This window comes from Polynucleobacter sp. Tro8-14-1, from assembly GCF_018881655.1.
In the GTDB taxonomy this organism is placed as follows: domain Bacteria; phylum Pseudomonadota; class Gammaproteobacteria; order Burkholderiales; family Burkholderiaceae; genus Polynucleobacter.
In genome coordinates this window covers 151692-169423 of sequence record NZ_JACVPX010000001.1, presented here as the reverse complement: position 1 = coordinate 169423, position 17732 = coordinate 151692, and the positions used below count along the sequence as shown (strand labels likewise).

Sequence of the window (17732 nt, the reverse complement as noted above, 5' to 3'; positions counted from 1 at the left end):
TCTAAAGGGAGCAATTTTGAAAGAACGCCTCATTAAGTACTTTTTAGTTGCCATTGCACTAGCGTCTGGAATTTATTGGCTCTCCACACTCAAATCAAATAACCAACCCGTATACAAAGATCAAAAGCCTCAACTTGACACTTCACTCCCAATTTACACGCAGCAAGTTGGGGATAATCATGGCGCAATGGTTTGTCCAATGGAGCTGCTTGCTAACAAAAATTTAAGTCAAAGCCCAAAAAGACTGTTTGAAATTGCCACCTCCTTCACTAACCGCTCTGAAAAAATTAAAGAGGTAGGCTGTCAAGAATGGAAGGGGGGACTTGAGGTTCACATATCAGATCCTGATTTAGCCAGAATAAATCAGCTGCAAGCGGAAAATAAAGTTGGCTTTATATTCTTTCAGCATCGACCATTGAACCAAGGGCTTGATTTACTCATGGTTTATTCGGGGGATTTAACGAATAACCCATCAGGGAAATATGGTGACCCCTTCACCCCTCCTTTGCGACAAAGCTCAGAGAGTAAAAGTGATTACTCAAAATTCTCCATAGAAAATCAAGAGCTAATCAAAAAATGGCTCGATGGAGTTCGTCAAAATCCTGAAAATTATTGGGATGCCGATATTAGAAAAAAATTAAATAGCGCTGGAATCTGCTTTGGAATGGAGGGTCAGTCCAGAGCTCAATATGATTGGCACCAATGTACCTCCAAATCATTTAAGGATTATTAAAATGAAATGGATTGTTTGTTTTTCAGCAATGTTTTGGCTTGCACATGCTCATGGACAAGATATCGATGAGGGAAACCCCAAAGAGATCATCGAGAGAATGAATAAGATGCTTTATGTCGAACCCCCAGCAACAAGGACACCTCCTGCTGAGCAGCAGACCTCACCCTACCCTCTTAAGATGGAGACTACTGAATCACCAAAGCTGTCTACAGCAGATGATGATGCAGCAGGCCTTGAAGCATGCCATAGGCATGGGATCTATAAACTTATTGCAAATGGCATGTATGACTGTGAAAAGCTTCTCAAAGACGAACAGGAGCGAAATCTCGCACAAATCCGTGAATCGCAACGAAATCAGCAAACCCCTTCTGCAACAGTATCTTCAATCTCATCAACAAATCCAATGGATGATTCTCGGGTTCAAGGCCTGAAGTCTGGCACCATAAAGGTGAATAACTTACGAGATGCCGAAGTTAAATTTAATGCCTCAAATGGTCGATCATTAATCACAAACCCAAAAATCAAACCTGATGGGAAAAATTACAGCATTGATGGCTTTTTAGAAAAATATACAAGTACGACCTTTATCGCCACTTTTGTCCCAGCGCAAGTCATTGGCTCAATGCCTTTTAATACAAGGTTTGTTGTTTTAGTCCCGCCAGCTTTTCAGGCTAGTTATCAAAACACCGCTAGGGTAGGGGTTGGCTTAAGACTGGTAGGAAAATATGTGGGAAACAAAGATTTACCTTTGGTTACAGGGGCTTCAGTCACCGTACCCGTATTTGAGATGTTGTATTTAGATTAACACCTTAAACACTCTCCTATATTCGGCTTTTTGTTGCGTAATTTTTCAACAGCAAGCGCCAAAAGCCTACCCTACTCAGCCTTAGCTAACATCATTCGGTGAGTTATCTTCGGCATTATTCAACAAATGAGATCACCTCAATCCAATTTTGATGCTGGGCTTATGAGTAGCGCATTAATTACCAAAGAAAATTTATGCATACTAACTTTCTAGCTGCCTCTTGATTGTTTTGCATAATCACCAGCCTCAGGAGCGTCACTATATCTACTTACCCACTCATCAACTGTTTGATTCTCTACTTCTTTATTTATAAGCTGATTTGATTTAATGTGATTTGAATTAATTTGAATTAAAGAACCTTTAGCTTGACCTTCAGGTATACCTTTAGGATCAGCTAACTCTCTCTGTCTTTGCTTTTCCTTCTTTCGCTCTGCTCCCAGCTTCCCTCCTTTACTTTTTCCCTCACGACTACTCAAATACTTTTGCCGCTGCTCCTCTAATTCATTTGAAATTATCTGAGAGCCTTGCTTATCAAGTGAAAAGGTTTGCAAATCGGTAAAGGATCTTGATACCTCCTCAACAGATAATCCAAGAAACTTTGCCATTTCACCCAAGTCAGATGGCACGCCCCCATTAACCCAACACTCCATCATCAGAGTTATCCAAAGCCCCCTTTGCTCTAAAGTCATTAGCCTGAATGGCTTACTCGCCATGGTATTGGCCGCATATAACGGGAAGTATGGGACGTCCTTCATAGTTCTTTAGACTTATAGTTCAGCGGATTAGCAAAAAAACGATGAAGCTCTTGATTGGAGTACATGGTTAATCGACTACCCATGCGCATGCCTTTTGGGGCTTTACCAGCCTTAGAAAGCTGACGAAATTTCTCCCTTGAAAGAGGAAGGAACTTTTGGAATTGTGAAAACCTACTCATGCCAGATAAAGGCAAAACTTCTGGCTCTATCGTTAATTGCTTGCTTCTCATATTGCCCTCATTGGTAGTTGGTTGCCTGAAGTGGCTACCATTGGGAGCAATTCTTTATCGACTTTGAATCAATGTCATCTCATTAAAATTACATTACCGCTAAACAGTTACAAATAGTTTTATTTGCAATCCTTTTTCAGCATCTTTAATATTTGATATTCCGCCCTTAACTCACTAATTCTTGTTTTAAACGAACTAAGCCCCATCTCAAAATCAGCAATTTCGTTTTCACATTTCCTATGTAATTCTTTACTTGAATCATTTGGATTAGATTTCAATATATTCAAGATGTGCTTTGTAAGTTGAGCCTTTGCACCCAGTGAGCGACCACTCGTAAAACTATCTTGTTTTTGCGCCTTGTCTAAAAGCATGTTCTCAAGCATCTCGTAAACTTGAGACCTACTGTCATTGGGGTTGCTTTTCAACATTTTGTAATTTCGCCTAAAGCCAGCATCAATCTTGATCTTGCCAATAGGGATCACATTTTTAGCTTTTTGTGCCTTTGCCATCATGCGCTCTTGATATTCACAATTTCAGCACCGCCCTTAATGCCATCTAGATAGTCCGCCCAAGCCTGAAGCATTTTGGCTCTGGGCTCCAAATATTCGGCATAGTTATAGGCACTTGAAACTTTGTCCTTTTCGCTATGGGCTAGCTGTAATTCAATGTGGGCATGAGGGAATCCCTGCTCATGCAAGCTAGTTGATGCAATACCTCTAAAGCCATGCGCAGTCATCTTGGAGTGATAACCAAGACGATAAAGCGCATAAACTAAAGTGTTTTCACTCATCGGTTTCTTGGGGCTTCTAGCATTGGGGAATACCAAGCCTCTCCCACCAGTTATATCGTGAAGTCTTTTAAAAATTACCAAGGCTTGGGTGGATAACTTCACTATATGAGGATTACGCATCTTCATGCGCTCAGCCGGAATTTGCCATACCCCCTTCTCAAGGTCTATCTCATCCCATCTTGCGCACCTTAATTCCACAGTTCTAACAAAGGTATAGGCAAGCAACTGCAAACCTAGGCGAGTGAGTTCAGTCCCAGCATATTCATCACCATACTTATCAATTTCTCTGAGTAAGATGGGCAACTCTTTGACGGTTACTCGCTTGTAATTCTTCTCAACATGGGGCTTAAAGGCTAACTTGGCGTCAATATTTTTGGCTGGATTAATGTCCATCAAATCCTCATGTACCGCATAACCAAAAACTTGTGAGCAAGTGTTTAAGACTCTTCGTGTCATAGAGGTTGCATCCCTATCCTCCATCTTTTGAATAATCTGCTTCAAAGCCTTGGGGGTAATTTCGGAAATGGGTACATTTTTTACATGGGGGAAGATATTGAGTTCTAGCCTTCTCCAAACCCTCTCAGCATGCTCTGAGGTCTTGTCGACCTTCCATCTTGCATGCCACACTCCAGCCACACCTTCAAAGGTATTGGCTTGAGCATCCAACACCTCCCTATCTGCTTGTTTACGGAAAACGGACGGGTCTTTGCCTGACTGGAGGATTCTTTTAAGTTCATCCCTATGTTCTCTAGCCTGTTTAAGGGTGACTTCAGGGTAGCCCCTCAAAGAAAGCATCTTTGCCTTGCCAGCAAACCGATAGCGATACCGCCATGACATCGTGCCATTGGGTAAAACAAGCAAGGAGAGCCCATCACCATCGTTCTGAGCATATTGCTTGGCCTTACCCTTTAGCGACTTAATTAACGAGTCTGTAAGCAGTTTTGAAGCCATTTAAAGCCTTTTTGTGAGTAACTTTGATGAGTAGAGAGAGGTTTACTCACATTTCTACTCACACTCATTTGATATTACTCACATTTCCTAGGGTTGGCTACAGAAAGCAAAAAACCCCTACAGGGCTTATTCTGTAAGGGCTTTTTGGTAGATGCTAGGCATCCGTAAAACTGAATATGGTGGCGAATCAGGGATTTGAACCCCGGACCTGCGGATTATGATTACATCCAAAGCACATAAGTCTTTGATTATTAAGCACTTTAATTTGGTGTGTAATAAAGTGTGTAATGATTTTCTTCTTATATTTGGTTTGTAAAGTGTTACTTGCGTAATACTTTTTTCATAACGCAACCACCCTGTACATAATCATACTATTACTTAAAACAGTAGGTGGGATATGGCTTTAGCTAAAAAACAAGCGTCACGCAAAGTGGTAGCTAAAAACAAAACAACAGCAACTAAAGCTGTCAAAAGTTCAATTCCTCCAAAAGCCACCAAACCTAAATCAGTTAAAACGCAAAAACAAATTAGTGCGCTTGTAAATCAAAGTAAGGAACATAAGTTAGCTGTTTGGAAAGAGACAGAAACAGCTAATGAGTTGGTAATGAAGGATTGGGGTGGAAGACTTGCTACAACAAAAGTAAGGATGGAGAAGTTAAACAAGAAGTATGAGGAGTTACTACTTGTATTACTGAATGAAGCGTATAGCGTATATAGGGAAGTGGTTAAAAGTGATTTAGCTGATGACTTTTTTGGTGCGCTGTGGAATCAGCTATATAAAGACGGAATAAAAGTACAAAGCAACACTCCAAACGCCTCACTTGTTGTGCGCTATATCTGTGGCGCAACTATAAGCACAAAAACAGTTAGTAACTACGCAAAAGTATTAGAAGGCGCAGACTACAACAACATAAAACAAGAACAGTTCATTGCTTGGGTACAGCACAAGACAATGACGAGAGTGGTAGAGGATCAGCGCAACATTGAAAACAATAAAGAAACAAGAGCTGAAAGAATGGCTCGTGCCCGTGATGTGATTATGCGTTTGATACAGGTAAAAGAAAGAGAGCCAATGTACAGCTGGACTACTACATCGTGGCACGCAGAAAAACAAACAAGCGAAGATAACTTATGGATAGGTTTAGGTAATGCTTACAGAATATTAGATGGTGGACATAACTTCAATGCGAGTATGAACTTAGTAATGATGTTGCCTGTGAATGCTGAAATGGAGAGGCACATACTCAACATCTATGCGAGAGTGATAGTGAATAACTTGGAACAACACGAAAAATGGATGAGCGACTTGGAAGAAAAGAAATGGGCTGATGAATTATGGGAACAGCTTGTTAGTGCTGGATATGAAGAGAGTCAAAAGCAAGACGAGTATTGGGCTAATAGACAACAAGCGCAATTATTTGAGAATCAGCAAGACTTTGATAAGTTTGTAAAAGAGAAAAAGAAGAAGAAATGACTACCAAAAAAAGTAAAGAGGATTACATATGGAACAAATATGACAATATGCCATCGTCATATAAAGACTACCAACAAAAACTAAAGATTGATACTATAAAAATAAATGCCGAAGTAAAACGACGCTTATCTCGCTTCCCATATCGCTATCGTCTTGCTAAATCATTTAATGGAATTGATGCTAAAGAAGTTGGTAGAACATTAATTGGTTATGAAGCTGGTATGAAAGTGTTTCTTGCTTATACAGCTTATGAGGATTTGATATATGCGGCTTATAAGCTAGGAGTTGAGAACGTTAAGAAAAAAAATGAAAATGAAATTCCTAATAAAGAGTTAGCTTTACAGCTAATGAAGAAAACAGAGTTAATTGGATTTATAAGTGAAAACTTACGAGAAGAAGACGATTGGTTAAAAATCAAAATAGAAAAGTTTATTAGAGGCAATACAAATGACGTGCTTTTTTTGGCTCTCGCTATTAGAAACTTATATGCGCACGGAGTGTTTACAGCTACAAAGGGTGGTGTGAAAAATAAAACTGATAAGGCGCTGTACTTTAGGCTTGCTAATGAGGTGCTGAAGTACTGTGATAAACGATTTAAAAACTGCGTAAAGATACTGGAGGAAAGAAATGAGTAATGAAATTAATAAATTTAATAATGAATTAACGGAGCTTTTTAAGAATCATTATGAGGCTGAAGAGCTTTTCAACTTGGGTGTAGGCTTTGGTAAGTATTTAGAAAAAAACAAGTTAGAAGATGTGAAATTAGAATTTTTTGTGCAACATAAAATAAAAAAAGAGATACGCACAACAATTAAGGAAGAAATTAGTAAATTAAATAATTCTTTACTTAAGTTAGTACAAATGGCTTTTAAAGAAGAAATTAATTTGAGTAATTTTGGTTATTGGGAAATTAGAATAAGTAGTTTTAGTGGGCATAAGCACGAATTGAGTGAAGAGGTATATAAAAAATATAATTTTCAAATCGACTCTGTAAGCCAGCCAACAAAGGGAGGAGATTTTGATTTAAATTTTCGAATGACAGGCAAGCTGGCTGACATTGTTGAAAAATATCGATTCAGTAACAGCTTTTCAGTTAGTTACAGTAGCGGTAGTGGTGAGGAGGATGAATATATAAATGAGGATGAAATTGAAAGTATTTACGGTGCTCACTTACACTTTAATATTGAAGCTGACAGCGAGTCTATGGATAATGCAGCAAAGTGCGTACACGATCTGAGTAATGAAATATTACTTTTGACTATAAGAAATTCGTAGGTAATTTAAAAATTAGGCGAGTTGAGCAAATCAAACCAGCTCAACAGCCTTACGCTTCATATCATCATTCACATCAATATAAGCCTGCGTTGTACTGATATTGCGGTGTCCTGCTAAGCTTGCTAACAAGCGCACACTCACGCCTTTATTAGCCAAGTTGGTGATAAATGTTCTGCGTCCGCTATGTGACGAAGCACCAAACACACCAGCCCGCTTGTATAGGTAATGAAAAAACTGTGTAAGTGTATTAGCGTTATATCCATTGCTATTGCGCTTTTGACTATAAAAGAACTTAAGTTTTGAATCTAAAGGCTTATACACATTAGCGTACTGTTGTAACTCTTTTTTCAACTTAGCATTCACAAACACTATTCGCGCTTCTTTGGTTTTGGTGTTTTCAGCTTTAAGTCTTATCTCATCACGCACCTTACCCTCATCATCCACTACATCTGCGTAAGTTAAGCTACTTAACTCACTCACCCTACAACCACTATAAAAGGACATAAGCACTAAAGCACGATTGCGTGTGCTGTGCTTGCGAGTAGCCGTGTAATCTAAAACCCTACGCAACTCTTCTGTATTAAGCGTCTTTGCTTGTTTTGACATAGCACTCTCCCCGTATGTAATGTTTGCTATGTCTTTAGTATGTTTTCTTTGTTTCAAAATTCCTACCTCTTTTGGGTATTACTTAAGTAATGCTTTTTCTTTCCATAAATCAATTGGTTACGCTGTTTGGATGCGTATATGTAAGGTTTTACTTAAATCCTTACATTGTTGTATTTATTGGGGCTGTGGCTTATTGACTACAGATTTACACGGACTTGCTTATAAGCCCTATGCGCTGTTTAAGTCGTTCTCTGCTGTAATGCTATTAGCTGTTATGCGTTATGCGCTTGTAGCCTGAATTTGAGTGTTATTTTTACTATCACTATTGACAGTAAAGTTGTGTAAGAATATAAAGAGATGATATTAAATTTTATATTTTTTTGTTAGATACTAACTGAGGAGGCAATATGATTGCGATGGCTGTGGAAAAAGGATCAACCATTTATGTATATGATGATAAAGGTCAGACTTTATGCATTAAAAATGTGCCCTCGGGTGGCGGGCTTGCGGGCTACACAGGATCAACCTTTACAGTTCGCGGCAATGGAACTATTACTACATATGATGAACGAGGAAATACCAAATTCATTAAAAATATTTAGAAAATTAAGTTATGAATAAAACTCAAAAAAATAAATTTGTAGAAAATTACAGAGGTTTTGTTTTTGGTGTAAAAGACATACTCAATAGCTATGACAATTTTAGCGGAGACTGTAAGGAATACTTAAATGAGATTTCGGAGTTATTTTACGCAACATCTGAAAATAATTTTAGCAACGAAACTCACGCACAGCTAGTTAGTAGGTTGGGTTACATACTTGGCAGGCTGATAGTACAAAAAGATGAAAGTGAAACTTATGCTAAAACTCATCAATTGGTAAACATAATTTACAACAATGAAATAAAAAATCAAAAACCTAAACCTAAAAGTCTTTTATCTATCATTACAGAGAAATTATTTGGCGATATTCCAGGAGATACTGGCTGGTTTGAGGAGACGAGTGTAATGGGTAAATATCTCGCACAGAATGATAAGCATCGCTTAGAGTGTGCCGAAGTCTATGGAGAGCTTTGTCAGTTATTTGAGAATTAATGATTTAATGACTTTAATTTCAACTTCAAAAATTAAAGCCCCCACAAGTAAATATCAAACACACGCATTCTGAACCACAGCTTGTCCATTACATCAATGTCTGAACTGCTAAAGTTAGGTGTATCTAAGTAAAATTCCTTAACTCTTTGGGTGGATTTCAGAATCTGTTTTTCATTTTCTTTGAATAGTTCTCTCCATTTTTTACAAAACATAAAGTATTTTTCGTATCCACTTGCTTTGATTTTGCCTCGTAATTTAATTACATTTTTAATCGCATTATCATCAAAAATAATATGTTGCTCTTTATTGTCACGCAACCAAAGAATTTTTGATGTAGCAGAGATAAATTGCTTGTTATAGCGTTGTTTTAGCTTGTTAAATAATTCAATATATTTTTGTTCGCTAGACAACTTTGAGTTATTTACAACGCTATTAATAATTTGTAAAAATTCTTCTTTGTTTTCTTTACTACCTATCCCATTAAAATTCCTGATAATCTTAAAATAAGTCATTGCTTTGAATAAATTATTTTTCTCTAACAATATTTTTTCAGATTCACAGTATTGTTGGTAATACTTTATTACCTGTAGCTCCCAAACTGTAGACATATCGTTCGTCCATTTACTTGATCTCTATTCAGGCTATCAGTATTTCAAGTATTACTCAAGTAAGACTTTCATTATTTCAACCAATAGTCATATAACTAAGCATTGTGTCCAATGCTTAGTCCATAACTACCTAAACACAACTTCAGTCAATGTTTAGTGCGCTGTAGGGGATTTGTGTATTTTCAAAATCCCAACAGCTAAGGTTTCCAAACTGTGCCTCTTTAGTGCCGTAATGTAATAGGTGTGGTTGAGTGTTATCTAACGGTTCTGTGATGTATATGTCATTCTTTTGCTGTGCTTTGTTCACCCAGCAATATGCCCATAATGTTTTTATATCTTCTGTTGTTAGTATTTTTGGTAAGTTGCCTAAGTAAATGTTGTAGTGGATGGAGATTTGTGGGTTTGCTAATTCTTTCGTGCCTTCTATTGTTGGGATGAGTAATGGTTGTAGTAAGAGTGGTTTGCGTCTTGCGCCGTTGCCATAAAGTTCTTTGTTAAAACAGTTTCTTGCGTGCCTAAAGTCTTTGCGTAAGTTAAATGTCATTCTTTCAATGCTTACAGCGTCTTTGTGATAAGCAAAGTAATGACTATGCGCTACTAAGTAGTGCGTGATGTGCTGTGATTGCTTATCTAAAAAATTTCTTATTGTTTCTGCTGTTGCTTTCATAAAGATATTTAGCAGAACCAAATAAAAGAGTGACTATTTGTGGATTTATTACATTCTGCTGAGAAAAGACTGGAAAAATCAGGTTGTCCAAGCCGTATTGCTGAAACTAAAGTTATTACTCATACAACACATAAGGAGTTAGTAATGAGTACATTGAATAACTTGAAATTAGTAGTAAGTAAGCGTCATCAAACTGTCAGCCCTGTAGTACATAGACGCAATAAGTTAGTAGCTAAGCTACACGAACAGATTGAACTATGCGAAGCTAAGCAAGCTGGTAATGCTTACGCACCTAAACGCTTAAAGACTTATACAAATAAGCAAACAGGTGAAAAGATGACTGTTGAAACTGTTAAGCGTGTAAAGGAATGGTTTTGGATTAGCGATAGCGGAAAAATCAATCTAGCTATCAAGTACGGTGCTAAAACACTTACGCTAAACAAGAAAACTAAAGCTAACTGTATTGAACTTAACAGTGGTGAGGAATTGATTAGTACATTGAAAGCATTAAAGACTGATGTGCTGAATGGTGCGCTGGATGAAGCTATTGCTGAAGTAAGTACAGCTACAAGAGAGGGCTTTGGTAAATGAAACAGTATAGGCTATGGGTACGCATAAACCAACTACAAACAGCTGACACCATTGTGTATGCTGAAAATGCTTACACAGCAAAGCAGTTAGGGGAACATATGTATGGTGTGGGTAATGTGCTGAACTATACGGAAGTATGAGGGTAATACTTACGTATAGTGGGGGTCAGGTTAAATACTTTATGCGCTTTTGTGAATTTAACTTAACCCCCACTATCAAACCCATTAAGCCTATCAAGCCCCTCAACCCCCAACAATCCCGTGTAGCTAATTTGAAGCGTAATGTTGACACGGCTAAGAAGGCTTATAAGGCTGAGAAGGATAGGCAGACAGTAGCTAATGCACAGCAATTAGTGCAAAAATAATAATTAGTTAATCTGGCAAAATTTTGTCATTAACTGTATGTCAGCAAAATTTGGGAGAATTGGTGTAAAAGGAAATTTTATTTCAACAAATTCTTTTCCTACAATACCGCCTTTACCCATCTGCTCATAATAAACAGTTGCCTTGTCAAATTTAAATTGATTTGTTCGGCAATTTATTGTTGTATACCAACGTGATGAACGAACTCCATCCTTACTTGGTTTAAAGTCATCTCTTAATTCTGTAAAAGTTAGTAAATCTCCATTTTTCTTAATTGTATTTTTTTCTACGTAGATATTATTACTCTGTGTTTTATTTAGAAATAGTATATTTTCATCATTAAGAATTGGCGGATTGATTTTTTTGTGAAATTCAAAAAATGCTCTATCGTAATTTGCCTCTACACCACCATTCCATTTAACACTTACATTAGGAAAATTTTGATTTTCTATAAACATATTTACATAACAACCATCTGCTGTTTGTTTGCCATAAGAAAGTAGATATGCTCTCTTAACAAAAGGCGTAGGATCTCTTAAGCATTGTTCATCTGTAAGCTTCACAGTCCAACCATTGTCTAATTTTCCTATAGCTACAACATCTGCATTGCTCGATGCCGATACCAAAGTTAGCAACATAACAAATAAAATTTTATTCATATCTATATTCTCAATTAGCCCTAACATTTATATATATACTACATTAATATCTATAAAAATATTATTAGTTATTAATATAAGTTACAAAAAAGCAGAGTAACAAATTTTCAAAGCTACTCATCCAAAAATTTAGTGCGCAGTTTTTTGCGTGTGTGGAGAACCTAACCCCCACCAGTTTTAATCTAACACCCCACCTCTAATTCTTAATAACTCTTATTACGGAAATTGTGTGATTTGACGCAAAAAGCGTGGGTTTTTGGTGGTTTTTATATGTATTTTTATTTTTGTGAATGTGGGGACGAGAGGCATAGCTAAGATACTTTTTTATTCTTACTACGCTTTACCTCTCTGTACTCATACTTTTCATTCACCTTACCGCCAGCCCGTATCAACTGTCTGCTTTCATCATCACGCAAATGGTGGGCGGCTTTAATGGTGTTGATGTGATCGTAATGTTTTTCCAACATACCCAGCGATGTACCCATCTGTTTAACAATGATGGATGGTGGGATGTTGTCGTGTAATAACTTAATAGTTGCGTAGGTGTGTCTTAAGCAGTAAGGAGGACGACCTTTACCAGTAACAGGGTCAATGTATAAGTTATGTTCTTCCAAATACTGTCTAAACAATTTCACTAAATCTGTTGGGGGTAACAACTTAATAGGTGTATTGATTTTATTGTTACGCTTGCTTTGATATTCTTTATATCTGAATACAGCGTCTTGCGGATGCTTATCTATTACTTCTTGTAGCGACATCCCATAATTGCGTTGCGCTATTCTTTCAAACGCTTGTACAGTAGCTAAGTTACCAATAGCTAACCTTCCAACTAAAGCACCATTCTTTTTTGAGGTTTTACCAGTTAGTATTTTTATATACGCTGTACGGTTGCGCCTCCATTCTTGCTTTTCATAACCCCTGTCATCAACATCATCAGGCGGTTCAATCTCACCTGTATTTGTAATTTGAGGATCGTCTTGTATTTCTATATGTACCCACTTCAAATCCAGCACTTCTTTACCAGCCCTTGCGCCTGTATCTAATAACACCTCTACATAATCTTTTAGTAGCGCCCTTAACTCTCTTGTATCAACCCTACCCTTTTCAATCCACGCATCAAAATTGCTACGCATAGCTTTAACTTCTTCTACGCTAAACTCCACGCGCCTCTCACTTGATTTACCTTTTGCTTTCAGCACAAGTCTGTTTGATTCAACCATATAGCCTCTGTATATAGCTTCATCAAATACTTTGTTAAGTGCGGCGTTATGCGTTAACTGGGTACTTTTGGTTGCGTCCTTACCCTTCATCTTCTTTTTACGCACCTCTTCAAAATGCGCAAATGCTTTGTAGTCAATACTATCTACATAGTATTTTCCTAACGCAGGGACGAGATAGCGGTTTATAGCTGTGATGTAGTCCTTGTACACAGCTTTACCCTCTTTGCTGTCTAAAGCGTCTTGTAGCCTCTTTACAACCGTTTTAGCTACATCTCTAAAGTAGCGTGTGATGGGTGCTACTTGGTTTTTCTTTTTCCAGTGCGCTTCTTTGTATATGTCTTTAGCTACTTCTTGCGCTTTTTTAATATCTCTTTGCTTTGTACTGGTTCTCTGCCACTTCCCATCTATCTTGTAGTGACACTGATACACGCTACTTCTTTCACGCAATACCACCAGCAACTCGCCGTCTATGATGCTTTTGCTTGTAGCTTTGCGTTCTACCATTGTGCGTATAAGGGATAAATGGGTGGAAAAAGGGTTACTTAAGTAATACTTTAATAGCCGTCCAGCCCATACAGCATATACCCTGTACGGTTTTTAGTCAAAAAGTGTGTAATGGGTGTGTAATGAAAAGCAAGAAAAAAAGACTTAGAGTTTTTGGCTCTAAGTCTTTGATTTACAACATAATTCTGGTGGCGAATCAGGGATTTGAACCCCGGACCTGCGGATTATGATTCCGTCGCTCTAACCAGCTGAGCTAATTCGCCGAACTCGTTATTGTAAATGATCGGAATGCATCTGTCTAAACCAATCCAACCCTATGGCCGCTGGAGGTGCTCAAATCCCTATTTGATCTGAAAGGTGCTGACAGCCTCATCTCGGCCATAAAGGACATTAAATTCGATTTTCTTGGCCAAAAAGAGCTTTTTCAGGACCTCATCCTTGTTCTCAAAAACAATCGCGGTTTGTTCAGGGTAATGCGAAAAAGGGTCGCTATTGACGTCTACCACCACCCCATCAATCTTAATTTGCTTGATTGAGCGCTTATAAAATTTATCAGGACGTATAAAAATAAGGCGCTTTACATATTTATCTAAGACCAGCTTTTGACCCTGCTCATTAGTCTTGAAATAGTAGACCAACTCCTCTTTGCCATTGGTAGTCATGTCGCGCTCCTCATCCCACTTAGCGTAAATGCTTGAACTCGCTATGGCACAAAGAAATACCAAGACCAATTGGCTCAATATAAAAAAAGATTTCTTTTGAGAGGAATTCATCCTGTGATCATATCAGCCAGATGAACACCTAAAAAGTAGAAAGCGTAATATTCCCAAATGATGAATTCATTTCTCTTGCGCCTACTCAGCTTTTTGCTCTTGAGTAGCTGCATCCCTACGATCGCTTCTGCAGCTCAAGTCTTCATTACCAATTACCCATCAGAGGCCAATGCCAAGGTCTTTGTCACCAAGTACCAGTCTGAGGCGAACTGCATTGTGTATGACACCCAATACTCCAGCGATAACGAGCCGGGCGTTTGGTTCTATACGAAATACAAAAGCGATGCCCGTGCCGTGATTTACTACACCCAATACAAATCCGAGGCAGACCTTATTGTGTACTTCACTAAGTACAAGAGTGATGCGCGCTGTCGCTACTAATAAACATCTTTTAATCACCCTCTTTACTTCATGAAACTTCTTTCCATCTCCGCCGGTAAGGTAGCTCCTTTATTTGGCAATCACCATCCTAATTACAAATCAGTTGCTTCAGCTATTCGCAAGCAGGTGGTAAGTGATTCAGAAAATCCTGCTCCAGTTAAAATTACTCCACTAGGCATTAAAGGCGATGAACAAGCTGACCTATCGGTACATGGCGGAATTGAAAAAGCCATTTATGTTTATCCAGCAGAGCATTACATCTTCTGGAATGAACTGCTCACTCGAGAAACCAAGCAGCCGGTTGATTTACAACATGGTGCTATCGGCGAGAACTTCACAATCGAAGGCCTACTAGAAACAGCAGTGTTTGTTGGGGATAAATTGGTTATTGGCGAACTTGAATTTGCTGTCGTCAAACTCCGCGAACCCTGTTTCAAATTCAACGCTGCTGTTGCTTACAAGGGTGCAAGCAAAGCAATGCTGCAGTCCGGCTTTAGTGGTTGGTATTTACGCGTTATCAAAACTGGAGTTCTTGTGGCTGGTGCCGAAATTACTTTAATCCCTGGGGCAAGAGAAACTTCTATCGCCCAGCAAAATCAAAAACTCTTAAATAATCGCAATCAAAAAGATTTGTGGGAATAAAAAAACCCGACCATTTCTGATCGGGTTTCTTATTTGATGCAGACTAAAGAATCTTAGTCAATCCGCTTAGTCGCGTGCGTAGATATCTACATCTTTAGTTTCACGTATGAACAACGTACCGATTACCAATGTCATCGCAGCGATGATGATCGGATACCAGAGACCGTAGTAAATGTTACCGTTTTGCGCTACCAAGGCGAAGGAGATCGTTGGCAATAAGCCGCCGAACCAACCGTTACCAATATGGTATGGCAAGGACATAGAGGTGTAACGAATGCGAGTTGGGAACATCTCCACTAACATCGCAGCAATTGGGCCATAAACCATGGTTACCAAGAGTACTAAGTACACCAACAAGAACAATACAGCAACGTAGTTGATACCAGCTGGATCAGCTTTAGTTGGGTAGCCAGCAGCATTCAATGCATCACGAATTTGCTTTTTGAACTCAGCATCTTTAGCTTTAGCATCTGCTGGGTCCATACCTTTTGGTGTGTAACCAGTGATTTCTGTATCGCCAATCTTCACAACTGCTAGACCACCTGCAGGGCCAGGAATGGTGCTATAGCTAGCAGAGTTAGATGCCATCACTTGTTTTGCAATATCGCAAGAACTTGTGAACTTTGCTGTACCCGTTGGGTTGAACTGGAATGTACATTCATTCACATCAGCAGTAATGGTTGCTGGTGAAGTTGCCATTGCCTTTTCCAGCGCTGGGTTAGCAAAGTGTGTCAACGCATTGAACACGGAAACTGGGGTGTTAGGGATGTAAGTAATTACAGCCAATAACAAACCGCCCATGATGATCACTTTACGGCCGATCTTGTCAGACAAGCTACCGAAGACCACAAAGAATGGTGTGCCGATTACCAATGAACCAGCAATCAACAAGTTCGCCGTCTTAGCATCTACTTTCAAAACTTGTGTGAGGTAGAACAAAGCGTAGAACTGTCCTGTGTACCAAACCACCGCTTGACCTGCAACCAGACCAAACAATGCCAAGATCACAATCTTCAAGTTCTTCCATTGACCAAATGACTCTGTCAAAGGAGCTTTAGACAATTTGCCTTCTTCTTTCATCTTCTTGAAAGCTGGGGATTCATTCATGGACAAACGAATCCATACAGAAACCGCCAACAATGCAACAGAAACGATGAAAGGAACGCGCCAACCCCAAACATCAAAGTCTGGACCAGTGAATTCACGTGTGAACAAAATCACGAGCAAGGAGAGGAACAAGCCTAAAGTAGCTGTTGTCTGAATCCAAGCTGTGTATGCACCACGACGACCATGAGGAGCGTGTTCTGCAACGTAAGTAGCAGCACCACCGTACTCGCCGCCCAAAGCCAAACCTTGAAGCATACGCAATGCGATCAAGATTACTGGAGCAGCAACACCGATAGTTGCATAGTTAGGCAGAATACCCACGATGAAAGTTGCGCCGCCCATCAATAAGATGGTTACCAAGAAGGTGTATTTACGGCCAATCAAATCGCCGAGACGACCAAACACCAACGCGCCAAATGGACGCACGATGAAACCAGCAGCAAAAGCTAACAAAGCGAAAATGAAGGCAGAGCCAGCATCTAAGCCAGAGAAGAATTGCTTAGCAATAATTGCCGCAAGTGAACCGTACAAGTAAAAGTCGTACCACTCAAAAACCGTACCTAAAGATGATGCAAAGATAACTTTGCGTTCTTCAGCGGTCATTGGGGCTGCTTTAGTTGATGTTGACATCAGTAGCTCCTAACTATTTTTATTAAATAAATAACAACGGATCGATTATGCTTTGAAAAAATTCAAAGAAATCCACTAGTTAGGGTAATTCCCCATCAAATAAGATCGGGGTTTTCCCGAGAAATCGGGAAACTAGAGGTAATTACGCAACATGCATTAGCCGAGCGTCTAATGCCAGATCAAAACCTCTATGTAGCGGGGATATGAAACCACACCATAAAAAAATGGCAAAGTTAGCGTGTTTTAGTAATGAACATTTTGGGTACGCGCAGATCCCAATAAATAGCAGCTGCGCGCAGTCCAAAAATTCCGAGCATGCAAATCACAGAGCCCTCGACAACATACTGAGGCAAGAAGTTCAGCACCAGGACATATGCACAACAACCGAAAGTCACTGGAATGGCATAAAGCTCATGCGACATGATGAGTGTTTTTCTGCCAGCCAAGACATCGCGCAATAAGCCGCCGCCAATGGCAGTAATAACACCCAAGATGACTGGCGCCACAGGCAGGCCATAACCCATACTCCATGCCTTATCAGCCCCCTGAATCGCAAAGAGAGCGGCACCAAAGCCATCGATATAAAGCATCCACCGATAAATTTGCGGCTGGGTAAAGAAAGATTCTGCAAAGAAGGTGAGGATGCTAGCACCGAGCGCAAGCCACACATATATTTGGTTCTCAGACCAAAAAATAGGTGCTTCTAAAATAATATCGCGGATAGTGCCGCCGCCAATTGCAGTAATCAAGCCCAGCACTAAAACACCAAAGAGGTCCACACCACGATCCGCAATGGCCAAGACTCCTGTTACCGCAAAGGCCATAGTGGCGATGATGCCAATCCAGAAATTAATATCTTTCATAGCAATGAGTCTA

23 protein-coding genes and 1 tRNA gene are annotated in these 17732 nt (G+C 39.2%); 11 read left to right on the top strand and 13 right to left on the bottom strand.

The window, feature by feature from the left end:
- Positions 1 to 16 precede the first annotated feature (16 nt).
- On the top strand, positions 17 to 733 hold the full coding sequence (locus ICN34_RS00910) for a hypothetical protein (RefSeq protein WP_216120309.1): 717 nt from the start codon (positions 17 to 19) through the stop codon (positions 731 to 733).
- Positions 690 to 1538 (top strand): hypothetical protein, encoded by an 849-nt coding sequence (locus tag ICN34_RS00905; protein ID WP_216120307.1) that lies wholly within the window; start codon positions 690 to 692, stop codon positions 1536 to 1538. Before ICN34_RS00910 ends, ICN34_RS00905 begins: the two co-directional genes overlap by 44 nt.
- Positions 1539 to 1747: 209 nt before the next feature.
- Here the strand turns inward: ICN34_RS00905 and ICN34_RS00900 are convergent, their stop codons facing one another.
- From ICN34_RS00900 to ICN34_RS00885, 4 genes are all read right to left on the bottom strand, one after another.
- The gene (locus tag ICN34_RS00900) at positions 1748 to 2227 is read right to left on the bottom strand and encodes a hypothetical protein (protein ID WP_216120305.1); all 480 of its coding nucleotides are present in this window, start codon (positions 2225 to 2227) and stop codon (positions 1748 to 1750) included.
- A 62-nt stretch (positions 2228 to 2289) separates the two neighbouring features.
- Entirely contained in the window at positions 2290 to 2523 is a 234-nt protein-coding gene (locus ICN34_RS00895; protein ID WP_216120303.1) for a transcriptional regulator, read from the bottom strand.
- A gap of 119 nt (positions 2524 to 2642) precedes the next feature.
- The gene (locus ICN34_RS00890; RefSeq protein WP_216120301.1) at positions 2643 to 3035 is read right to left on the bottom strand and encodes a hypothetical protein; all 393 of its coding nucleotides are present in this window, start codon (positions 3033 to 3035) and stop codon (positions 2643 to 2645) included.
- The gene (locus ICN34_RS00885; protein ID WP_216120299.1) at positions 3032 to 4264 is read right to left on the bottom strand and encodes an integrase arm-type DNA-binding domain-containing protein; all 1233 of its coding nucleotides are present in this window, start codon (positions 4262 to 4264) and stop codon (positions 3032 to 3034) included. The genes ICN34_RS00890 and ICN34_RS00885 overlap by 4 nt, the downstream gene beginning before the upstream one ends.
- A gap of 397 nt (positions 4265 to 4661) precedes the next feature.
- On the opposite strand from ICN34_RS00885, the gene ICN34_RS00880 reads away from it, so the two are divergent.
- Genes ICN34_RS00880 through ICN34_RS00870 form a run of 3 tightly spaced genes read left to right on the top strand, consistent with a single transcriptional unit; the run spans position 4662 to position 7013 of the window.
- Positions 4662 to 5738: a hypothetical protein gene (locus tag ICN34_RS00880; RefSeq protein ID WP_216120297.1), complete on the top strand. Its 1077-nt coding sequence runs from the start codon at positions 4662 to 4664 to the stop codon at positions 5736 to 5738.
- Positions 5735 to 6373, top strand: a complete 639-nt coding sequence (locus ICN34_RS00875; RefSeq protein WP_216120295.1) for a hypothetical protein — start codon at positions 5735 to 5737, stop codon at positions 6371 to 6373. The genes ICN34_RS00880 and ICN34_RS00875 overlap by 4 nt, the downstream gene beginning before the upstream one ends.
- The gene (locus tag ICN34_RS00870) at positions 6366 to 7013 is read left to right on the top strand and encodes a hypothetical protein (RefSeq protein ID WP_216120293.1); all 648 of its coding nucleotides are present in this window, start codon (positions 6366 to 6368) and stop codon (positions 7011 to 7013) included. The genes ICN34_RS00875 and ICN34_RS00870 overlap by 8 nt, the downstream gene beginning before the upstream one ends.
- A 30-nt stretch (positions 7014 to 7043) precedes the next feature.
- Here the strand turns inward: ICN34_RS00870 and ICN34_RS00865 are convergent, their stop codons facing one another.
- Positions 7044 to 7619 carry a site-specific integrase gene (locus ICN34_RS00865; RefSeq protein WP_216120291.1) on the bottom strand — a complete coding sequence of 192 codons (576 nt, stop codon included), beginning with the start codon at positions 7617 to 7619 and terminating at the stop codon, positions 7044 to 7046.
- A gap of 407 nt (positions 7620 to 8026) precedes the next feature.
- Between ICN34_RS00865 and ICN34_RS00860 the strand changes: the two genes are divergently transcribed.
- On the top strand, positions 8027 to 8221 hold the full coding sequence (locus ICN34_RS00860; protein ID WP_011903676.1) for a hypothetical protein: 195 nt from the start codon (positions 8027 to 8029) through the stop codon (positions 8219 to 8221).
- 11 nt (positions 8222 to 8232) lie between these two features.
- Complete coding sequence (locus ICN34_RS00855) at positions 8233 to 8712, top strand: hypothetical protein (protein ID WP_216120289.1); 480 nt, start codon at positions 8233 to 8235, stop codon at positions 8710 to 8712.
- A gap of 32 nt (positions 8713 to 8744) precedes the next feature.
- Here ICN34_RS00855 and ICN34_RS00850 read toward each other — a convergent pair whose 3' ends face one another.
- Both ICN34_RS00850 and ICN34_RS00845 read right to left on the bottom strand, forming a co-directional pair.
- Positions 8745 to 9320, bottom strand: a complete 576-nt coding sequence (locus ICN34_RS00850; protein WP_215341051.1) for a hypothetical protein — start codon at positions 9318 to 9320, stop codon at positions 8745 to 8747.
- A gap of 142 nt (positions 9321 to 9462) precedes the next feature.
- Complete coding sequence (locus tag ICN34_RS00845; RefSeq protein ID WP_216120287.1) at positions 9463 to 9987, bottom strand: hypothetical protein; 525 nt, start codon at positions 9985 to 9987, stop codon at positions 9463 to 9465.
- 144 nt (positions 9988 to 10131) lie between these two features.
- Here ICN34_RS00845 and ICN34_RS00840 point away from each other — a divergent pair, with 144 nt between their 5' ends.
- Positions 10132 to 10578, top strand: coding sequence for a DUF6641 family protein (locus ICN34_RS00840; protein ID WP_216120285.1), 447 nt, complete (start codon positions 10132 to 10134; stop codon positions 10576 to 10578).
- 181 nt (positions 10579 to 10759) lie between these two features.
- Positions 10760 to 10942 carry a hypothetical protein gene (locus ICN34_RS00835; RefSeq protein WP_216120283.1) on the top strand — a complete coding sequence of 61 codons (183 nt, stop codon included), beginning with the start codon at positions 10760 to 10762 and terminating at the stop codon, positions 10940 to 10942.
- 3 nt (positions 10943 to 10945) lie between these two features.
- Here the strand turns inward: ICN34_RS00835 and ICN34_RS00830 are convergent, their stop codons facing one another.
- The 4 genes from ICN34_RS00830 to ICN34_RS00815 all read right to left on the bottom strand — a co-directional run bounded on the left by ICN34_RS00830 (position 10946) and on the right by ICN34_RS00815 (position 13985).
- A complete protein-coding gene (locus ICN34_RS00830) occupies positions 10946 to 11599 on the bottom strand; it encodes a surface-adhesin E family protein (protein ID WP_216120281.1) in 654 nt (217 codons plus the stop codon).
- A gap of 311 nt (positions 11600 to 11910) precedes the next feature.
- Positions 11911 to 13323 carry a hypothetical protein gene (locus tag ICN34_RS00825; RefSeq protein WP_216120279.1) on the bottom strand — a complete coding sequence of 471 codons (1413 nt, stop codon included), beginning with the start codon at positions 13321 to 13323 and terminating at the stop codon, positions 11911 to 11913.
- Between the two features lie 186 nt (positions 13324 to 13509).
- Positions 13510 to 13586 (bottom strand) — tRNA-Met (locus ICN34_RS00820).
- Between the two features lie 78 nt (positions 13587 to 13664).
- Entirely contained in the window at positions 13665 to 13985 is a 321-nt protein-coding gene (locus ICN34_RS00815; RefSeq protein WP_237767733.1) for a hypothetical protein, read from the bottom strand.
- Between the two features lie 168 nt (positions 13986 to 14153).
- Between ICN34_RS00815 and ICN34_RS00810 the strand changes: the two genes are divergently transcribed.
- Together ICN34_RS00810 and ICN34_RS00805 are read left to right on the top strand one after the other, a co-directional pair.
- Entirely contained in the window at positions 14154 to 14477 is a 324-nt protein-coding gene (locus ICN34_RS00810) for a DUF6150 family protein (protein WP_083564222.1), read from the top strand.
- A gap of 30 nt (positions 14478 to 14507) precedes the next feature.
- On the top strand, positions 14508 to 15119 hold the full coding sequence (locus ICN34_RS00805) for an MOSC domain-containing protein (protein WP_216120278.1): 612 nt from the start codon (positions 14508 to 14510) through the stop codon (positions 15117 to 15119).
- Between the two features lie 66 nt (positions 15120 to 15185).
- Here the strand turns inward: ICN34_RS00805 and ICN34_RS00800 are convergent, their stop codons facing one another.
- Positions 15186 to 16856, bottom strand: coding sequence for an MFS transporter (locus ICN34_RS00800; RefSeq protein WP_216120276.1), 1671 nt, complete (start codon positions 16854 to 16856; stop codon positions 15186 to 15188).
- A 233-nt stretch (positions 16857 to 17089) separates the two neighbouring features.
- A complete protein-coding gene (locus ICN34_RS00795) occupies positions 17090 to 17719 on the bottom strand; it encodes a trimeric intracellular cation channel family protein (RefSeq protein ID WP_216120274.1) in 630 nt (209 codons plus the stop codon).
- Between the last annotated feature and the right edge of the window lie 13 nt (positions 17720 to 17732).

Bases quoted from the DNA above. Each gene is read 5' to 3' on its own strand.
- ICN34_RS00905 (WP_216120307.1), top strand. From the start codon at position 690: ATGATTGGCACCAATGTACCTCCAAATCATTTAAGGATTATTAAAATG.
- ICN34_RS00900 (WP_216120305.1), bottom strand. From the start codon at position 2,227: ATGACTTTAGAGCAAAGGGGGCTTTGGATAACTCTGATGATGGAGTGT.
- ICN34_RS00895 (WP_216120303.1), bottom strand. From the start codon at position 2,523: ATGAGAAGCAAGCAATTAACGATAGAGCCAGAAGTTTTGCCTTTATCT.
- ICN34_RS00890 (WP_216120301.1), bottom strand. From the start codon at position 3,035: ATGATGGCAAAGGCACAAAAAGCTAAAAATGTGATCCCTATTGGCAAG.
- ICN34_RS00885 (WP_216120299.1), bottom strand. From the start codon at position 4,264: ATGGCTTCAAAACTGCTTACAGACTCGTTAATTAAGTCGCTAAAGGGT.
- ICN34_RS00880 (WP_216120297.1), top strand. From the start codon at position 4,662: ATGGCTTTAGCTAAAAAACAAGCGTCACGCAAAGTGGTAGCTAAAAAC.
- ICN34_RS00875 (WP_216120295.1), top strand. From the start codon at position 5,735: ATGACTACCAAAAAAAGTAAAGAGGATTACATATGGAACAAATATGAC.
- ICN34_RS00870 (WP_216120293.1), top strand. From the start codon at position 6,366: ATGAGTAATGAAATTAATAAATTTAATAATGAATTAACGGAGCTTTTT.
- ICN34_RS00865 (WP_216120291.1), bottom strand. From the start codon at position 7,619: ATGTCAAAACAAGCAAAGACGCTTAATACAGAAGAGTTGCGTAGGGTT.
- ICN34_RS00860 (WP_011903676.1), top strand. From the start codon at position 8,027: ATGATTGCGATGGCTGTGGAAAAAGGATCAACCATTTATGTATATGAT.
- ICN34_RS00855 (WP_216120289.1), top strand. From the start codon at position 8,233: ATGAATAAAACTCAAAAAAATAAATTTGTAGAAAATTACAGAGGTTTT.
- ICN34_RS00850 (WP_215341051.1), bottom strand. From the start codon at position 9,320: ATGTCTACAGTTTGGGAGCTACAGGTAATAAAGTATTACCAACAATAC.
- ICN34_RS00845 (WP_216120287.1), bottom strand. From the start codon at position 9,987: ATGAAAGCAACAGCAGAAACAATAAGAAATTTTTTAGATAAGCAATCA.
- ICN34_RS00840 (WP_216120285.1), top strand. From the start codon at position 10,132: ATGAGTACATTGAATAACTTGAAATTAGTAGTAAGTAAGCGTCATCAA.
- ICN34_RS00835 (WP_216120283.1), top strand. From the start codon at position 10,760: ATGCGCTTTTGTGAATTTAACTTAACCCCCACTATCAAACCCATTAAG.
- ICN34_RS00830 (WP_216120281.1), bottom strand. From the start codon at position 11,599: ATGAATAAAATTTTATTTGTTATGTTGCTAACTTTGGTATCGGCATCG.
- ICN34_RS00825 (WP_216120279.1), bottom strand. From the start codon at position 13,323: ATGGTAGAACGCAAAGCTACAAGCAAAAGCATCATAGACGGCGAGTTG.
- ICN34_RS00815 (WP_237767733.1), bottom strand. From the start codon at position 13,985: ATGACTACCAATGGCAAAGAGGAGTTGGTCTACTATTTCAAGACTAAT.
- ICN34_RS00810 (WP_083564222.1), top strand. From the start codon at position 14,154: ATGATGAATTCATTTCTCTTGCGCCTACTCAGCTTTTTGCTCTTGAGT.
- ICN34_RS00805 (WP_216120278.1), top strand. From the start codon at position 14,508: ATGAAACTTCTTTCCATCTCCGCCGGTAAGGTAGCTCCTTTATTTGGC.
- ICN34_RS00800 (WP_216120276.1), bottom strand. From the start codon at position 16,856: ATGTCAACATCAACTAAAGCAGCCCCAATGACCGCTGAAGAACGCAAA.
- ICN34_RS00795 (WP_216120274.1), bottom strand. From the start codon at position 17,719: ATGAAAGATATTAATTTCTGGATTGGCATCATCGCCACTATGGCCTTT.